Annotated in this window: 14 protein-coding genes and 1 pseudogene; 7 read left to right on the top strand and 8 right to left on the bottom strand. The window is 65.4% G+C overall.

Annotated elements, in window-relative coordinates; genetic code table 11:
- Nucleotides 1-70 precede the first annotated feature (70 nt).
- Nucleotides 71-2479 carry a TonB-dependent receptor gene (locus KZO24_RS20200; RefSeq protein ID WP_271182801.1) on the top strand — a complete coding sequence of 803 codons (2409 nt, stop codon included), beginning with the start codon at nucleotides 71-73 and terminating at the stop codon, nucleotides 2477-2479.
- 34 nt (nucleotides 2480-2513) lie between these two features.
- Nucleotides 2514-3410: a ribokinase gene (locus KZO24_RS20195; RefSeq protein ID WP_271182802.1), complete on the top strand. Its 897-nt coding sequence runs from the start codon at nucleotides 2514-2516 to the stop codon at nucleotides 3408-3410.
- Between the two features lie 115 nt (nucleotides 3411-3525).
- On the opposite strand, the gene KZO24_RS20190 is transcribed toward KZO24_RS20195, so the two are convergent.
- The 4 genes from KZO24_RS20190 to KZO24_RS20175 form a co-directional block, all read right to left on the bottom strand.
- Nucleotides 3526-4134, bottom strand: coding sequence for an MFS transporter (locus KZO24_RS20190; RefSeq protein ID WP_486487611.1), 609 nt, complete (start codon nucleotides 4132-4134; stop codon nucleotides 3526-3528).
- Nucleotides 4029-4754, bottom strand: a complete 726-nt coding sequence (locus KZO24_RS20185; protein ID WP_486487610.1) for an MFS transporter — start codon at nucleotides 4752-4754, stop codon at nucleotides 4029-4031. The genes KZO24_RS20190 and KZO24_RS20185 overlap by 106 nt, the downstream gene beginning before the upstream one ends.
- A gap of 160 nt (nucleotides 4755-4914) precedes the next feature.
- Nucleotides 4915-5550, bottom strand: coding sequence for a cysteine hydrolase family protein (locus tag KZO24_RS20180; RefSeq protein ID WP_486487609.1), 636 nt, complete (start codon nucleotides 5548-5550; stop codon nucleotides 4915-4917).
- Nucleotides 5543-6670, bottom strand: a complete 1128-nt coding sequence (locus KZO24_RS20175) for an LLM class flavin-dependent oxidoreductase (protein ID WP_486487608.1) — start codon at nucleotides 6668-6670, stop codon at nucleotides 5543-5545. Before KZO24_RS20175 ends, KZO24_RS20180 begins: the two co-directional genes overlap by 8 nt.
- 168 nt (nucleotides 6671-6838) lie before the next feature.
- On the opposite strand from KZO24_RS20175, the gene KZO24_RS20170 reads away from it, so the two are divergent.
- Entirely contained in the window at nucleotides 6839-7663 is an 825-nt protein-coding gene (locus KZO24_RS20170; RefSeq protein WP_271182806.1) for an oxidoreductase, read from the top strand.
- Between the two features lie 282 nt (nucleotides 7664-7945).
- A complete protein-coding gene (locus KZO24_RS20165) occupies nucleotides 7946-8464 on the top strand; it encodes an energy transducer TonB family protein (RefSeq protein WP_271182807.1) in 519 nt (172 codons plus the stop codon).
- 56 nt (nucleotides 8465-8520) lie between these two features.
- On the opposite strand, the gene KZO24_RS20160 is transcribed toward KZO24_RS20165, so the two are convergent.
- The 3 genes and pseudogenes from KZO24_RS20160 to KZO24_RS20150 all read right to left on the bottom strand — a co-directional run bounded on the left by KZO24_RS20160 (nucleotide 8521) and on the right by KZO24_RS20150 (nucleotide 12777).
- Nucleotides 8521-10827, bottom strand: a complete 2307-nt coding sequence (locus tag KZO24_RS20160) for an acetamidase/formamidase family protein (protein ID WP_486487607.1) — start codon at nucleotides 10825-10827, stop codon at nucleotides 8521-8523.
- A 164-nt stretch (nucleotides 10828-10991) separates the two neighbouring features.
- Nucleotides 10992-12183 (bottom strand): annotated as a pseudogene (locus tag KZO24_RS20155) (aromatic ring-hydroxylating oxygenase subunit alpha).
- Between the two features lie 108 nt (nucleotides 12184-12291).
- Complete coding sequence (locus tag KZO24_RS20150; RefSeq protein WP_271182810.1) at nucleotides 12292-12777, bottom strand: VOC family protein; 486 nt, start codon at nucleotides 12775-12777, stop codon at nucleotides 12292-12294.
- Nucleotides 12778-12974: 197 nt separating this feature from the next.
- Between KZO24_RS20150 and KZO24_RS20145 the strand changes: the two genes are divergently transcribed.
- The 3 genes from KZO24_RS20145 to KZO24_RS20135 all read left to right on the top strand — a co-directional run bounded on the left by KZO24_RS20145 (nucleotide 12975) and on the right by KZO24_RS20135 (nucleotide 15195).
- Nucleotides 12975-14066 (top strand): acetamidase/formamidase family protein, encoded by a 1092-nt coding sequence (locus KZO24_RS20145; RefSeq protein ID WP_271182811.1) that lies wholly within the window; start codon nucleotides 12975-12977, stop codon nucleotides 14064-14066.
- A 254-nt stretch (nucleotides 14067-14320) separates the two neighbouring features.
- On the top strand, nucleotides 14321-14503 hold the full coding sequence (locus KZO24_RS20140) for a hypothetical protein (RefSeq protein WP_486487606.1): 183 nt from the start codon (nucleotides 14321-14323) through the stop codon (nucleotides 14501-14503).
- The gene (locus KZO24_RS20135) at nucleotides 14497-15195 is read left to right on the top strand and encodes a hypothetical protein (protein WP_486487605.1); all 699 of its coding nucleotides are present in this window, start codon (nucleotides 14497-14499) and stop codon (nucleotides 15193-15195) included. Before KZO24_RS20140 ends, KZO24_RS20135 begins: the two co-directional genes overlap by 7 nt.
- Nucleotides 15196-15198: 3 nt before the next feature.
- On the opposite strand, the gene KZO24_RS20130 is transcribed toward KZO24_RS20135, so the two are convergent.
- The gene (locus tag KZO24_RS20130; RefSeq protein ID WP_271182813.1) at nucleotides 15199-16458 is read right to left on the bottom strand and encodes an MFS transporter; all 1260 of its coding nucleotides are present in this window, start codon (nucleotides 16456-16458) and stop codon (nucleotides 15199-15201) included.
- Nucleotides 16459-16625 lie beyond the last annotated feature (167 nt).

Raw genomic sequence — 16625 nt, 5'->3', positions numbered from 1 at the left:
ATCTTCGGCAGCGGAAAGGCGGTGCCAACGCGCGTACCCATGCGGTGCGCCTTCACAGATGGGGGTTATTGTGACCACGACTGCTCGATTCATGGGCGCTACCGGCGTCTCCGTCCTCGCATTGCTGGCAGCGACTTGTCCGGCTTCGGCACGGGCCGAAGCGGCGGACGCGGCCGCCGATACCGCAGCGGCGGCGGCTGAGGGCGGCGGCGGTCCGATCGGCGAGATCGTCGTCTCGGCGGAGCGCACCAACGTCACGCTCCAGAAGGCATCGCTGTCGGTCACGGCGGTCACCGACGATACGCTGAACAAGGCGAACATCACCGAAGTCACCGGGCTCAACGGCAGCGTGCCGGGCCTCGTCGTCGCCAAGAGCGGCGGCGGCGAGCGGATGATCTCGATCCGCGGCATCGGTTCGGAGACGCCGGAGAACCCCTCGACCCAGCCAGGCGTCTCGTTCCACGTCGACGGCGTCTACATCTTCAACTCGATCGCCGCGAACGCCGCCTTCATCGACGTTGCGCAGGTGGAAGTACTGCGCGGCCCGCAGGGCACGATGTACGGGCAGGGCTCGACCGGCGGCACCATCAACGTCGTGTCGAAGCAGCCCGACGCCTCGGCGCTGTCCGGCTCGGCGAATGTCGGTTACGGCAACTATAACATGCTCAAGGCGGATGCCGCGATCAATGTGCCGATCACCGATACGCTGGCGATCCGTGCGGCCGGGCAGCGCCTGCGCCATGACGGCTATGCCAAGGCCACTGACGTCGCCGGCCAGCCCGGTTACGAACTCGACGACGCCGATGAATGGGGCGGCAAGCTGGCCGTCAAGTGGACCCCGACCGACCGCGTCTCGGTGCTGCTCTCGACCATCCAGTACAAGGGTGACCAGAACGCGACCGCGCAGAAGAACGTCCTCGACCCCAATCCTGACCCGCGCGAACTGACGCAGGATTTCCCGGGCAAGACCTATATCCGCACGCAGCTCTACTACGGCGTGGTCAAGTTCGATCTCGGCGGCGCGACGTTCAGTTCGATAACCGGCTACCAGAAGCTGCACAGTGACCTGTCATGGGACGGCGACGGGCTGAACCCGGCACTGTTCCTGCAGGCCAGCGGCGGCTTCTACAACTACGACCACATCGCCACCTGGCAGCAGAACACCGCCTCTTGGACGCAGGAATACAACATCGCCTCGGACAACGAGGGGCCATTCCGCTGGATCGTCGGCGGGGTCTACCTGCGCTCGAAGAACAAGAACTACATCAACGAATATCGCGACAACAAGGGCGACGGCCTCAACCCGCCGCTGTCCACGGGAACTCTGTTCAGCGATCCGCTGGTCGAAGCGATCACTTATGCCGAACTCTCCGCGATCACCCGCGAGGCCTATGCCGGGTATGCACAAGGCAGTCTCGAACTGACGAACGCGCTGACGGTAACGGCGGGCATCCGCTACAACCACGACAAGTACAGCGGCGTCAGCGACAGCATGTCCGGCGGTACCAGCGGGCAGACGTCGGGGGCCTATCTCCAGCCTGCGCCGACCCTCGGCACCAGCACCGGACGCCTGACCGGCAAGTTCGCGCTGGACTACCAGTTGACCCCCAGCAACATGGTCTACGCCAGCTACACGCGCGGCTTCAAGCCGGGCGGCATCAACAGCGCGGCGGCGAGCGGGAACAGTTCCTACGCCATCTTCGGCATGGAAACCGGCGTGAAGCCGACCTACAAGCCCGAGACTTTGGACTCGATCGAGATCGGTTCCAAGAACCGCTTCTTTGGCGATACGCTGCAGATCAATGCCTCGGCGTTCTACTACTTCTACAAGGACCTGCAGTTCCTCGAGGAGGACGCGGTGCTGTTCGGCGAGGGCATCAGCAATGCCCCGAAGGCGGAAGTCTACGGCGCCGAACTGGAGATGGACTGGCACGCCACGCAGCACCTGAGGTTCGAGGGCTCGCTATCGCTGCTGCACGGCAAGTTCACCGAGGACTATCTGGCCCTCAACGCCACGGCTGCCGACGCGGCACAGGTCGCGGCGGGCTATGGCGGCGTCGGCGGGTTCTTCGGCAACTTCTACGCGGCAACGATGGTGCGCGAAGCGGCGCGCGAGAACATCAATGGCAACAAGATCCCCAAGATGCCCTCGGTGCAGGGATCGGCGGCGATCTCGTGGACGGGCGAAGTCGGCCCGGGCGAGTTCACCGCCCGCGCGCAGTACATCTATCGCGGCAAGTTCCAGTCGCGCGTGTTCAACACGCCGGGACAGGACGATACGCCCGACTACTCGCAGGTGAACCTGTTCGCGAGCTATGCTTTCGCAGATACCGGCATCAGTGTCTCGGCGACGGTGACCAACTTGTTCGACAAGAATGGCATCAACTCGCGCTTCACCGACCCTTACGGCAGCGGGCAGATTTCGGATACGTACATCCCGCCACGCCAGGCGCTCTTCTCGGTCGGGTACAAGTTCTGATAAATAGGGCGAGGGAGCCGATCCGGGAGTCAGCATGAGCGTCACGGTCTTCGGTTCCCTCAATCTCGACATAGCGCTGCGCCTGCCGGCGAAGGCCGCCTGGGGGCAGACCCTGCTGGTGGAGGACAGCGCGCAGGCGGTCGGCGGCAAGGGGCTCAACCAGGCGATAGCCTCGGCGCGGTTCGGATCGGTAACGCGCATGGCGGGAGCGGTCGGCGACAATGCGGCGGGGCGCCTGCTGCTGGAGGCGCTTGGCCGCGACGGCGTCGATACCGCGCATGTCGAGGTGCTGGCAGGGCAGGGCAGCGGTCGCGCCACGATCCTGATCGAACCCGGCGGCGACAACATGATCGCGGTCGAGGCCGGGGCCAACCTCCTGGCACGCGCCGAGGTCGCGCTCGGTGCGATCGACGCGGCGACGCGGGTGCTGCTCGTCCAGTTGGAAACCGATATCGACGCCATCGCCGCGCTGTTCGCCAGCGATGCGGCCGCGCATGTCCGCAGGATCGTCAACGCCGCTCCGGCCATCCCGGCGGGCGCGCGGCTGTTCGGCATGGCGGACATGATGATCTTCAACCAGACTGAGTTCGCCGACTACCTTGCGCTGGATCGCGAGCCGGAGACGCTCGACGATCTGCTCGTGGCACGCCGCCTCCTGGCGCGGCCGGATCAGACTGTTGTGGTGACGCTCGGCGCGCTGGGATCAGCGGCGATCGGGGTGGAGAGTGCGACGTTCGTGCCTGCGGTTCCGGCCGAGCGGGTCGTCGATACCAGCGGCGCCGGGGACTGCTTCTGCGGCGTGCTCGCCGCCTGCATCGATCAGGGCGTGGGTCTGGAAGCAGCGCTGCGACTGGCTAACGCTGCGGCGTCGCTCTCGGTAGGGCGCAGGGGTGCCGCGCCGTCGATGCCGCTAAGGTTGGAGATCGGGTAGAGTACGAAGACATCGGGTTGCCGCACCCTCGCACTTCGTCATTGCGAGCGCAGCGAAGCAATCCAAGGCGGCTCAAGACTGCCCTGGATTGCTTCGCTACGCTCGCAATGACGATTTAAAGTTCCTTACTCCGCCGCCACGACCTGCACAGCCTGCACCCCGCGCTCCCCGGCTTGCGCAGGATCGCGACAGCGCAGAACAGTACCGCACTCAGCACCGCGAGGCCGAGGAAGATGCCCGAGAAACTGCCAGTCTGGTCCTTGACCGCGCCGCCCAGCGCCGGACCGATCGCGGCCGAGGTCGATACCGCCATCATGATCGAATAGAGTTCCAGCGAAGCGCGTTGTCCGAAATAGGACTGCAGCAGCATGACCGTGCTGACGTAGCTGAAGCCCAGCCCACCGCCGAACGTCACCATCCACAGCATCAGCGAGATCGGTCCGTCGATCATCGCCAGCGTGGCGGCGGAGACTCCCAGGCACCCCAGCGAAACCATCGTCAACGTCCGCGCGCTGGTCTTCTCGCCCGCGATGCCCGCCAGTGCCGATCCGATCGCGCAGACCAGAGCCGCAAGGCTGATGAGCTGCGAGGCTCGGTCCTGCGCGATGCCGTGCTCCATCAAGTGCTGGTAGGCGAAACCGTGCGTGGTGGTGTTGATCGCAAGGCATGCAGTATAGGCGAGGACCACCACCCAGAACTGCACGGTGCCGAGCGCGCGGCGCACGGTCCACTCGGCCGGTGCACCCGGGGACGCGACGTGCTCCTCGGGCGCGGCGATGTGGAGGCGTCCGGCGGTGAGGGTGCAAAAGCCCCCACGACGACCGAGGCCACGGCGAAGAGCAGCCAGTAGAAGCGCCAGTCGAACCCGGCGCTCTGCGATCCGTACCACAGCAGCGGCCCGGCGACGGCGCCGAGGTTGCCGATCGTGAAGTAGAGTCCCAGCACCGTCGAGCGGCGCCGGAAACTGCTCGACAGGATATGCACGGCAGGCACGGTGCCGCAGAAGCAGTAGCCGATGCCGAGCAGCGTGGTGCCCAGATAGTAGCCCATCACGCCGGTCGAGGTGTAGAGCAGCCAGAAGGCCACGAACAGGATCACCGTCCCCGCCGCCAGCGTGCGCCCGATGCCGAGCTTGCGGATCGTCAGCGCGGGGGCGAGGCTGACGATCCCGCAGGCTGTGCCCAGCAGGGTGAAGCCGAAGCCCGCCTGCGCCCAGGTCATGCCGAACGCCTCGACCATCGAGGGCAGCACCATGCCCAGCGAGTTGAACGTCCCCGCCGAGAGCAGGAAGTACATCAGGCACAAAGCCTGAAGCACGATCATGACGAGCAGACGGGTGTTCATCTTGGTATGATCCCTGTGGCGGGGCGGGTGGAGGGGGCGGTGTTTCTCGGCACCGCCCACCGGCTGAGTACAATCATGCGTATCGACACAAGCGCGGTGCCGACACTTCTCTCCACGCGGAGCAAGATGGCATCCATGGCCCGCATCGTCGAGAGGGTGTTCATGCGCTCCACGCAGCCATGACCGCGTCGGTGGTCACCAGCAGCGAGGTATTCGCGGCCAGCGCCTTGAGCGCGTGGGCGTGAAGGTCCGGTTCATAGGCGGCGCAGGCGTCGGACACCACGAAGGTATGGAAATCGCGATGGAAGGCATCGCGCGTGGTGGAATCGACGCAGCACTCGGTGGTGAGGCCGGTCATCACCAACGTGTCGATCCCGCGCGTGCGAAGTTGCTGTTCCAGATCGGTGCCGTGAAAGCTGGAATAGACCAGCTTGGACACCTCGATGTCACCCGGCTGGGGGAACAGGCGATAGTAGTCCTCGCCGCCGCTGCCGATCCGGCAGATGCCTTCCTCGCCGGGCGTACCGCGCCGGGCCATCAGCGTTTTCAGCGCCTCAGGATCGGTTTCGGGGCGCGTCATCACCCGCATGAACGCTACCGTAGCTCCGGCCGTGCGGGCGGCGGCGATGAGCGTCTCGATCCGGTCGATCGCGGCCTCGGCCGGAGCGAGGTCGATGCCGAAGCGACCGATCAGGCCCTCGGGCGCGGCGAAGTCGACCTGCACGTCCACCACGATCAGGGCAGTGCGGGCCGGAGCGATCATCCCGGCGGGGTCGATGTGCGGCAAGTCAGCCATGCGCGGGTTCCATCCGGCTCGGGAAGCGCTCGCGCAAGGTCGGCAGCACTTTTTCGCCGAAGATGGGCAGCGCGGCGTGATAGTCCGGGAAGATCAGCATCAGACCGTCGAGCGAGGTCATCTCGAAAATCTCCGACAGGCGCGCCGTCACAGTCTCCGGCGTGCCCAGTACGTGCGGGGTCATGAAGGTGGAGCGGGCCTTCTGCGTGAAGGCGTTCTCCTTGCCGATCTCGCTATCGAGGAAGCCGTAGGCACGCATCATACCGTGGAGAGCTTCCTCGTCAGATCCGGCACGGAAATGAGCGGCGGTTTCTTCGGCGGCCTCGTCAGTGTCGCCGAACACCACGGTCATCATGGAGTACGTGCGGATCTTCGCGCCGTGACCGGCCGCCTCCGCCTTGGCGTCGGCGCTGGCTTTCGCCAGTTCCTCGACGTTGCCGCCCGAAAGGAACAGCGCGTCCATCTCGTTGGCCGTGAATTCGATGCCGACTTTCGAGGTTCCCGCACAGACGAGGAACGGCGGGGCCTGTGGCTTGGGGTTCGACATGCAGTCGTCGAGGGTGAAGTACTTGCCCTCCATCGTCACTGAATCCTGCGTCCACAGCGCCTTGATGCCCCTGATCCACTCGGTGGCGAGGACATAGCGTTCGTCGTGGTCCACGCCCTCGGGCCAGGCGCCCATCTGCGAGAATTCGCCCTTGTAGGAGCCCGTCACCACGTTCAGCCCGGCGCGGCCATGGCTGATCTGGTCGAGCGTGGCGATCATCTTGGCCGTGACGGCCGGGTTCTGCAGGATCGTGTGGACGGTCGCCCAAACTTTCACCCGGCTCGTCGCCTGCGCCAGGCCCGCCATCAGCATCGGCGAGTCCAGCGATGTGTTCCAGTGCTGCGTCTCGCCGCCGTAGCCGCGGTACTTGGCCATCGCCATGATGAAATCGAGGCCGATGTCCTCGGCCAGCCGCGCGGCCTTGAGGTTATAGTCGTAGGACCCGTCGAGCGTGGGCGCGTTCTTCGACAAGATCCAGCCACCGTTCGCCATCGGCATGAAGATGCCGAGGTCGCGCCCTCCGGTGTCGGACGGGAGGCCGAAGCTCTCGGGACGCGGTTGGCTCTGGATCATCTGGCTCCCCTGCTCGTAAATCTTGGCCAAGGCTAGAATGGGGCGCGGCGGGGTTCTTGTCACCCTGCGCCCATGCTGTTGTCGCCGGTCAAGGCATCGGGCGCGAGAGGCATAGATGCGTCGGCGTGCTCGCGCTAGGTGCGCCGGGTATTCGTGAGGGAGTTCGACATGAGCAACTGGTTCATCACCGGCGTCAGCACCGGGCTCGGACGCGCCATCGCGCAAGTCGCGCTGGACGCCGGGCATACCGTCGTCGGCACCGTGCGCAACGCCGATGCCGTCGCCGCCTTCGAGGCGATGGGGGAGAGGGCCATCGGCATGGTCCTCGACGTGACGGACCTCGGCGCGGTGAAGGCGGTGTTCGATGCGGCCGAGGAGCGCACCGGCGGCCTCGACGTGGTCGTGAATAACGCAGGCCTCGGCTATACCGGGGCCATCGAGGAAACGCCGATCGACGACGCGAAGGCGCTGTTCGACGTCAACGTCTGGGGGGCGCTGGCAGTGATCCAGGCTGCGCTGCCGCATTTGCGGGCGCGAAGGGCCGGTCACATCGTCAATGTCGGATCGATCAGTGGCATGGCCTGCTGGAACGGCACCGGCATCTACGGCGCCAGCAAGTTCGCGCTCGACTGCATCGGGAGGACGCTGGCTCAGGAGGTGGGGCCGCTCGGCATCAGGGTGACCAACGTGGCTCCAGGGGGCATGCGTACCGAGTTCGCCGCCTCGCGGCTGCTGGGGGCCGAGCCCTCGATCGCCGACTATGCCGGGACTGCGCACGTCGCGCGGCAGGTACTGACCGGCCATCACGGCGAGGAACCGAGCGATCCGGTGATGATTGCGCAAGCGATCGTGACGGCCATCGCCGCGCCGGAGCCGCCGCTGGTGTTGCTGCTGGGAGAGGATGCCTTGGGCTACGCCAAAGGGGAGTTCGCGATGCTCCAAGGGCAATTCGACACCTGGATGCATCTGACGACGGCAGTGGCTGCAAAATAATCTCGGATGAGGGCGTTTCTGACAAGCCCTTGGCATGCACATGAAACCATGACGATTTTGATGCTGGCGCTCGGCATATGCGGCAATGTCGAGGCAAAGTAATCTACACTAATTCGCGTTATGTGATCTGGTCGACTCTCAGCGTGCGTATTTTGATTTAATATTCACCCAGGGTTCGCGCAATAAACGAGTCGTTTTCCCTGAAAATATGTAAAATTGCGTCTTACGCGTCATATATTGCTTGTCTGAGGTCGATGTGAGACGCATTGGGAGGGTACTCCAATGAACAGGCAGAAGTTTGTTGCAGCCGCTGTCGTGGGTCTTGCTTTGTGCGTAGCGCCGAGTGGCGGCCGGGCAGAAACCGAGACCGATACGCTTTCCGTCATTGCGCCGCCGAGCGTCCAGAACTGGTCGGAGAACGTGTTCCGACAATTCGAGCGTAAGGTCAGGTATCCGGCTCCGATGGGCACGATGCCGGCCAGCGAAGGCATCGTCGCCGTCAAGTTCAATTGCAGCGAAGACGGCGTGCCTTCACAAGTCCAACTCTACAAGACTTCGGGTCACGGCGACCTCGACCGCGCAACGGTGCGCGCGGTGGAGCGCATCGCCACGCTTCACCCGCTGCCGCGCGGGGTGGGGCATGACCAACAGTATATCGTGCGCGTTCTCTTCGCCAATTCGGAGGGTTATGCGCAAAGGAACATGACCCGGCTGCGCGAGGATGCTGCCCGCAGCAATGCATGGGTCGGCCGCAGCGGGGCGACCACGGCGATGCTCGAACTCGTCCCCCCGAAAGGCTGACGCCGCGCGCCCCGCCTCGACCGTGCGCCTGCCCATGCGGGCGCACGGTCGCTGCTTCAGGCGGCGAACAGGCTCTTGCGGATCACCGCATGCACGCCCCAGTTGCCGTTGGCGACTTGGCTGATCCCGAAATCCACCCCCACCGAGAGCAGTGAGATCGCCTCGTCCTCGGTCAGATCGCGCAAGGTCATCAGGAACCGCCGCGCTTTACGGAACGCATCGCGCATCGCGGCATCGATCGACGATTGCTTGTAGACCTCGCTTTGTGCGTTCGCGCCCAGTTCCTTGAGGTATTCCGGGTGCGAGAAGCCCAGGATCACCCATTCGTCCTTGGTTTCGATCAGCGGATAATCGATGTCGCGGATGTATTTGCGGCTGGTCTTGGCGGGGTGGAGGATGACCTGGATCACCGCTGTCATCGAACACTCGATGGCCGTTCCGCACAGTTCGCTGTCGCCCTGGCTGGCATGGGGATCGCCCATCGACAGCAGCCCGCCCGGCACCCCCACCGGCAGGAAGCAGCTTGATCCCGCCCCCAGCCGCCAGTTGTCGATATTGCCGCCGAAGTTGGCGGGCGGCACCGGATCGATCAGTTCCGAATGCGCGGGCGCCAGCGCGATCACCCCGAAGTGCGGGCGCACCGGGATCGTCACGTCGCGCAGCACGTCGAAGTTGCGGGTGATGGTCTCGGGATCGACCGGCACGCCGGGATAGTCGTAGCGCTCGTGGACCACGCCCGAAGGGTCGGTCTGCGGGGTCCAGCGATAGGAATAGACCGCCTGCGCGGTGGCGCGGCCGGGTTCGTTGTCGATCTCGTAGATCGTGATGACCTCGCGCTGCTTGGGCTCGGTCAGCAGGTCGTTGTAGTGGTAGCCCCAGTAGGCCGCGACGTTGGAGCCGAAGGCGCGCCCGGCGAACAGCGGGTTCTGGCTGGGGCGGTTCTCCATGTCGAGGATGCGGACCTCGATCACGTCGCCGGGGCGGGCGCCCTCGACCGCGATCGGCCCGGTGCAGATGTGGACGCCGAAACCCTCGCCGGGGCCGCGACCCAGGGCCGAGGCGTCGAACGGCCCGGCGCCGCGCCGTTCCACCGCCTTGCCCTCGGCGGTCCAGTGGAACACGGCTTCCGCGCCCGCGTCGCCCTCGATCATGCGTTCGGCATCGTCGTTGGCGTGGTGGGTGAGCGTCTCGATTGTCACGTAGTCGCCCGAGCGGACTTCGAGCGCCGGTTGCAGCGAACGGCTGAAATAGCCCCAGTGGATCGTGTCGGGCCGTGCGGGCAGGAAGTGATGGCGGCGCGATCGTGCGGCATCGTCGAGGCTGGGCAGGCCGCTGAGGACGCTGGGCGGCTCGCGGTTGTCCATGCGCACGTCGCGCGCCTTTTCGGGCCGTCCGCGGCGCGGAGTTTCGGCCGCGCTCGTCGCGATCTCGGGGGACTTGCGGTACTCGCGCGGGCTCATCCCGTACTGCTCGCGGAAGGCGCGGGAGAACGACGCGCTGTCGTTGAAGCCCCACTGGAACAGGATTTCCGAGATCGAACGCTGCGCATGGAGCGGGCTGCCGAGATCGAGGCGGCAGCGCTCCAGCCTGCGCAGCTTCACGTAATGGCCGAAGCTCTCGCCGTGGCTCTCGAACAGCTTCTGCAGGTAGCGCGGCGAGATGTTGTGCTCGGCGGCGATCTGGTGGGTGTTGAGGTTGGGGTCGGAGAGCCGCATCTCGATCGACTGGAACACCCGCTCCAGGATCGCCGCGCGTCCGCCCGCCGCGCCGCCCAGTTGCTTGGCGGGGGCGCGGTCGAGCAGGGTGGCGGCGATCATCTCGGGCAGGGCCAGTTCGACCGGGCGGATCTGGTCGTCGGAGATATCGAGGATGGTGTCGGCGACGGTGCGCAGCAGGCTCGACATCATGCGGCCGACGGCGGTGTCGGCGATGAGGTCGCTGATCTCGGTCGGCAGCTGCGAGCGGGATTTGAGCGCGGGCAGGCTGTGCGGCACCTTGACGATGAGCAGGCGGAAATCGCCTTCCATGGCGATGCGGCAGCGGGTGTCGCCGCCGCCGTAGACCATGTCGCCCTCGCCGATCTCGACCTCGCGGTCTCCGCTGCTGGCGGCGATGCGGCCTTCGAGCAGGAGGACGAGCCAGAAACAGCGCGCCTCCTGCCGGAAATCGAGGGTCATCGCCTGCGCGGTGCCGGTGCAGCGGACGAACTGGATCTTCTGCCCGCTGGTGAAGCTGACGAGGTCTCCATAGATGTCCTCGTTCTCGGATTCGAGTTCCAGCGACACGCGCTGCAATGCGAAGCGCCACGCCTGCAATCGCTGGTCGTGGGGATAGGCATTGGTGGTCAAGCGCACGCCGGTCATGCCGGGAAATTCCTTCTTCGCGTCCCTGCCGTTCGACGCGACGCGCCGTCGGCATTTCCCCATTTCCCGTCATTGCGAGCGGAGCGAAGCAATCCAGGGCAGCACCGCGCTGCCCTGGATTGCTTCGCTCCGCTCGCAATGACGAGCGAGGTCATGACCGCAGCCTATCCAACGTTTTCGAGCTTCGCCAGACGCTTGTGTGCAGTGCGGTAACGGTGGACCAGCCACTTGTTGAACTGGCCTTGCGCGCCTTCCTGCCACGAATAGCGGCCGCGCGGGGCGAAGCGCGAGCGCAGGCCCTTCTGCACCAGTTCGTCGACGTGGAAGTCCTGCGCGATGATGTGTGCGGTGGCGCGCATGTTCATGTCGAGCTTGTGGTCGAACGTCGGGTCCTTCATCGCGCCCGGCGCGAACAGCAGGCCGGTGTCCATCTCCAGCGATTCCGGGCCGTCGGGCCGCAAGATCAGGTAGATCACCATGTCGCTCATCATGATGAGGCTGAGCGAGGGCGGCACGTTGGCGAAGGTCATCCGGTTTCGCATTTCGTCCGAAAGGCCCGGGAAGATCGGCAGCACCGCGCGCTGGGTGGCGTTGAAGCTGGCGTCGGGGTGGAGCGTGCCGTTGAAGCGCAGGAACCCGGCGTCCTCGGGCTCGGAATGCGGGAACTCGGCCTTGCCGGACGGCACGAAGTCATGCAGCGGCCCGGCGTGGAGGCGGCTGGCGTGGTAGCCGTCGTTGTTGTTCTCGAACATCACCTTCCAGTTCCACGGCAGCCTGGCGCCCTCCTCGGGCTTCGGGCCTTCGGCAGAGGCGAGGTCGTAGCCCGCGATCGCCTCGGCCACGCCGGTCAGGCGGGGGCGAGCGGTGCGGCGTTCTCGTCGAAGTTGATGAAGACGAAGCCGTTCCAGATCTCGACCGCGAAGCGCGGCAGGCTGTTCGCCTTGCGGTCGAAGTTGCAGGTCTTGTTCATCGCCGGTGCGGCGACCAGCGTGCCGTCGAGCGAATAGCTCCAGTGGTGGTAGGGGCACAGGAACCCGCGTGCGTTGCCGCTGCGTTCGGCCACCAGCATCGCGCGGTGCTGGCACACCGCCGACATCGCCCGCACCTGCCCTTCGAGGGTGCGCGAGACGATGATCGGCTCGTTGATGGTGCGGGTGGTGAAGTAATCGCCCGGCTTGGAATCCAGTCCTCGCGCCCGACGCACTGCCACTCGGCGTAATAGAGCGCGTCCTTCTCGAACTCGTAGAAGTCTTGAGAGGTGTAGCACGCGGGCGGCAGCGTCACCGCGTCCTCGAGGTTCACGGCCGAGGCGGAGAGGGATTCGATGAAGTCGTCCGTCATGGTTGGCGCGGGCATGTGACCATCCTGAGTGCTGTTATGGGTAGGCTAGGTGCCGTTGAGTGCCGTCAGGTGCATTTGTGCATGCGGCACCTGCGAAGGCAATATTGCATTTGCGAGAAAGGCTTACTCGCGGGTGTAATTGTCTGGAATCCTGGGAGGATCTCCGGCCTTGCCCCAGAGCAGGATCTCGTTGCCCCACGGGTCGCGGAAACAGTGGTTGAGGCCGTTGAAGGTGCTCCAGAAGTGATTGCGCCACAGCACCGTGGCGCCGCGCTCCTCGGCGGCGGAAAGGATGCGTTCGGGGGTGTCGTCGTCGCTGATGAGCACCCAGATGCGCGGTTTCCGGCCCTCTGCGGCGATTTCGCGCGGAGCGATGCCTTCGGCGTCGGGGTGCGGGCGGGCGTTGGCGGGGTCGAAGATGCCGACATGCAGGTTGCCGATCTGACTGTCGGTGCCGTCGGGATTGGGGACCATGCCGCCCGGCACCATGCGGTGATAGACGCCCTCGGGCTTGTGATCGTCGCGCCAGCCGAAGACTTCGGCGTAGAAGCGTGCCGCGGCGGCCGGATCGTCGGCGGGCAGATCGACGAAGATGAGCGTGTTGGGCATGGGTCTTGGCTTCCTTCTCGTGTGCCTCACGGTCTGCGCCAGATGCGCGCGCGGCTCTTGGCGGCAGGCGTCCGGTTTGTTGACGAGGGCGACGAGCCGCGCCTCGAGCCAACTACCAGTGCGCTGACGGCCAAGACCCTTTTCGTCCCTCGGGAGAGAGTGAAGCGGTCGATCCTCCACTCTACAAAGGACACTGCATGGCTTCGGTCACCACTCTGACATCGGCGAAGGCGGACACGCGGCCCTCGGCGATCTGGCATCTCAAGGCCACGCCGGAGACGATCCACTGGGGCTACTTCTCGCCCGAGATCAAGCCGGCGCTCAGGATCAAAAGTGGCGATCTGGTGCAGGCCGAAGCAATTACCCACCACGCAGGCGACGCGCCTGAACTGATGTTCGACGAAGGCGTGGAGCGCATCTTCCGCGAGGTCGATCCCGCCAGCCGCGCGCCCGGCGTCCACATCATGACAGGCCCGATCTACATCGAGGACGCCGAGCCGGGCGACATGATCGAGGTGCGCTATCTGCAGATGACGCCGCGCAACAACTACGGCTCCAACCTCGCGGCGAACTGGGGGCATCTGTATGAGGAGTTCGGCAGGAAGGAGCGGGTGACGATCTACGAGCTGGACCCCAGCGCCAACACCGCCCACGCCCTTTATGCCTACGATTTCCCGGGCGAGTACCTCGTCCCCGGCACCATCACCAACTGCCCGGTGTGCGACCGGCACCCGGCGCTGCCCGGCATCACCATCCCCGCCCGTCCGCATCTGGGCACGGCGGGCGTGGCGCCGGCGGTGGACGCGCCGGTCTCGACCATCCCGCCGGGGCGGCACGGCGGCAACATCGACAACTGGCGCATCGGCGCGGGCTCGACGATGTTCTACAAGTGCCAGGTCAAGGGCGGGCTGTTCTCGATCGGCGACCCCCATGTCAGCCAGGGCGACGGCGAGATCAGCGGCACCGCGATCGAGGCGTCGCTCGACTGCCTGTTCCAGATCATCCTGCGCAAGGACTTTTCCTTCCCCTCGCCGCTGCTGGAGACGCCCGAGAACTGGATCGTCCACGGCTTCGGCGAGGATCTCGATCAGGCGATGAAGAACTGCTCGATGGACATGCTGCACCTGCTCCACGAGCAGCAGGGGCTGAGCAAGGAGGACGCCTATTCGCTGATGAGCGTGGCGACCGATTTCGGCGTGACGCAGGTGGTGGACGGCACGCTGGGCGTCCACGCGCGGATCGAGCGGCGCATCTTCCCGGGCAAGGGCACGGTGATCGACCCGACTTGAAGATGCGCGGCCAAGAACTCTGAAATACTACGAAATTGTTCCGTTGCCTTTCGGCTCCATCGGGGTATCCGACCGAGGCGACCCGAAGGACGGAACTTATCCGCCTTTCAGCCTGACCCGGGGCCTTATCGGCCACCGGGTCATTTTTGCCATCGCTGCTTGAACGGCTACGAAAATCCGTAAAATCCACTAGCTTATCGTTAACGAAGCCTCGCCGCGGCTTCGTCGGGGGCTGTTGCGGCGACGAGGGGCTGATGGACACGAACTGGAGGGCCGGTAGTGCCGGCGATACGCATATCTCGATCGCGCAAGTACGCGCGCATCCGCGCTTCGAGGATGCCAAGGCGCTGCTCATCGACGGGCTGGCAGGCCTTTACATTGACGACGCTCGGCTGCGCACGCTTATCGAATACGAGAAGGGGTTACGTTCATGCTGATCGCCTCGCTCGACGCGCTGCGCGATCCCGACGATCCGGCGGGCGGTGTATCGATGCAAGTGCTGAACGAAGTGCTGCCCAACATGGGTATAGCACCCGGCAGGCGGATCGCCGATCTCGTTGCCAACTTGCGCCGGGACCTGCTGCTGGATGTCGTGCCTGACCCCAGGGATCGCCGAGCCCGGCTGCTGCGCGCCACCGAGCGCGGGGTCGCGGCCGATTGCGAATGGCTGGCGGTTTTCCATGCGCCGCTCGCGCTATTGCGCCCGGACGTCGATTACCGGCCGGCGCTGGAGCGGCAGACGAGTTTCCAGAAAGCCTTTCGCATCGCCGGCCTCAGTACGCTCGACATCGCCAATGAGATCATGAGCGCCAATCCGCCGATGGACTATTTCGTGCAGGAGGCGGTGGGCTTTCGGGTGCTGATGATCCTGATGCAGTCCGTACGCGGCAATCCGGACAATCGCACGGCACCGGGCTTCTATTCACGGGCCGGCGGGCAGGGCGGTGTCTCCCGCACCCATGTCCGCAACGTGCTCAAGGGTGCGGCGGAGCGTGGTTTCGTCACGCTGTCCGAGCGGCCGGGGGACTATGTGGAACTGTCCCAGACCCTCATCGACGCTTTCGACCGATGGGTGGGGGAGAGTCTATCGTCGATCGATCGGGTCCGTACGCTCAGCGGACACCCCTGAGCATCAACCTGTCGCCATTGCGAGATCTCCGGAGGCAACGGGCTTGACCGGACGTACGCGGGTGCGCCCGTCGGCACCGATGCCAGGGAGGAAGAACAGCAGGGCCATTCCCGCTCCCAGCACCACGATGATCACCAGTGCAGCCTCGTTATAGGAGCCGGTGGCGCCGTAACTGAGATCCATCGCCGCCGGGGTCAGTCCCTGTGCCAGGATGACGGCGGCGTAGAGCACCGCGTTGATCGATCCGAAATGCCTGAGGCCGAAGTAGCGCGAGCAGAAGTAGGGTAACGCCGCATATTCTGCGCCCATACCGATACCGAGCAGGACGCCTGCGGCGGTGGCGGCAAGACCGCCCTGTCCGAACTGCAGAAGCCCAAGTCCCGCCATGGCGGCGGCATACATCGGCACGATCAGCAGCGGCGTACGCAGCTTGTCCAGCATTCCGCCGGTCACCACCTGCCACGCCGCCGTGACAAGCGCGAAAGTCGCGACAACACCGGTCGCCTGGCCAAGGCCGAAGCCGCGATCGGTCATCATCGGCACAACATGGGTGAACACCGCCGTCATGCCGCCCGCGCCGCTCGCAACGGCGAGCAACAGCAGCCAGAAGCGGCGGGTCGATGCCGCCTCGCGCAACGTCATGCCCTCGAACACGCGCTCGGGTTGATCGTCCTTGCGGGAGACGTGGCCGGGCGTGTCGTGCAGCCAGAACCACATGATCGGAAAGCCCAGCAGCAGAACGATCGCGCCGATCGCGCCGTACGTCGCGCGCCACCCGATCAGCGGCAGCAGGATGCCTGCCACTACCGGCATCAAGGTCGCGCCGACGCCGTTGCCGATCCCGGCAGTCACCCCCAGCATCAGCCCGCGCCGGGCGTCGAACCAGTTCGACACGATCTTGGCGATCATCGGCGAGGCGCATGTCGCGCCCGCCAGCCCGATGAGACCGTACTGGAGGTAGAACAGCCAGAGGCTGCCGCTCGTCTGCGACAGGCTGGCCACCAGCAGCGCGAGGGCCACGTTGCCTCCCATGATCATGGGTCGTGCTCCGACACGGTCCATGGTGCGCCCGATCAACGGATAGCTTGCCGCCGCGATGATCGCGATTAGGCCCAGCACGCCCGACACCGCCGCGCGCGACCAGCCCAGGTCCTGCGAGATCGGCACCAGGAACGTCCCGAAGGTCGCGCTGATCGCGGCAGTGAGGCAGACGAGGTTGCCGGTAGTGGCAGCGATCGCAAGGCGGGTAGAAGCGCTCGGCATGGGCAGGTCTCCGGTTCCGATTGCCGGAGTAAAGGCGCGCCGCGTGCCGATCCCAAGTGTTTATAGGTGCGCCGCAACAATTCCTTCGCGCGCCGTCAACTATGGGTCCTTGCACGAGAGCGCGCTCGACCCGACTTTGCACCCAGCGACCCGTGGGGTCGAAAATT

This window comes from Novosphingobium sp. NFX11 (assembly GCF_057376415.1).
The sequence above is the reverse complement of the archived record's forward strand: the minus strand, read 5'-3'. Positions and strand labels throughout refer to the sequence as shown.

Excerpts from the sequence above, each read along its gene's own strand:
- KZO24_RS20170 (WP_271182806.1), top strand. The coding sequence starts at position 6,839 with ATGAGCAACTGGTTCATCACCGGCGTCAGCACCGGGCTCGGACGCGCC.
- KZO24_RS20140 (WP_486487606.1), top strand. The coding sequence starts at position 14,321 with ATGGACACGAACTGGAGGGCCGGTAGTGCCGGCGATACGCATATCTCG.
- KZO24_RS20160 (WP_486487607.1), bottom strand. The coding sequence starts at position 10,827 with ATGACCGGCGTGCGCTTGACCACCAATGCCTATCCCCACGACCAGCGA.
- KZO24_RS20195 (WP_271182802.1), top strand. The coding sequence starts at position 2,514 with ATGAGCGTCACGGTCTTCGGTTCCCTCAATCTCGACATAGCGCTGCGC.
- KZO24_RS20145 (WP_271182811.1), top strand. The coding sequence starts at position 12,975 with ATGGCTTCGGTCACCACTCTGACATCGGCGAAGGCGGACACGCGGCCC.
- KZO24_RS20175 (WP_486487608.1), bottom strand. The coding sequence starts at position 6,670 with ATGATCCAGAGCCAACCGCGTCCCGAGAGCTTCGGCCTCCCGTCCGAC.
- KZO24_RS20165 (WP_271182807.1), top strand. The coding sequence starts at position 7,946 with ATGAACAGGCAGAAGTTTGTTGCAGCCGCTGTCGTGGGTCTTGCTTTG.
- KZO24_RS20180 (WP_486487609.1), bottom strand. The coding sequence starts at position 5,550 with ATGGCTGACTTGCCGCACATCGACCCCGCCGGGATGATCGCTCCGGCC.
- KZO24_RS20130 (WP_271182813.1), bottom strand. The coding sequence starts at position 16,458 with ATGCCGAGCGCTTCTACCCGCCTTGCGATCGCTGCCACTACCGGCAAC.
- KZO24_RS20135 (WP_486487605.1), top strand. The coding sequence starts at position 14,497 with ATGCTGATCGCCTCGCTCGACGCGCTGCGCGATCCCGACGATCCGGCG.
- KZO24_RS20185 (WP_486487610.1), bottom strand. The coding sequence starts at position 4,754 with ATGAACACCCGTCTGCTCGTCATGATCGTGCTTCAGGCTTTGTGCCTG.
- KZO24_RS20150 (WP_271182810.1), bottom strand. The coding sequence starts at position 12,777 with ATGCCCAACACGCTCATCTTCGTCGATCTGCCCGCCGACGATCCGGCC.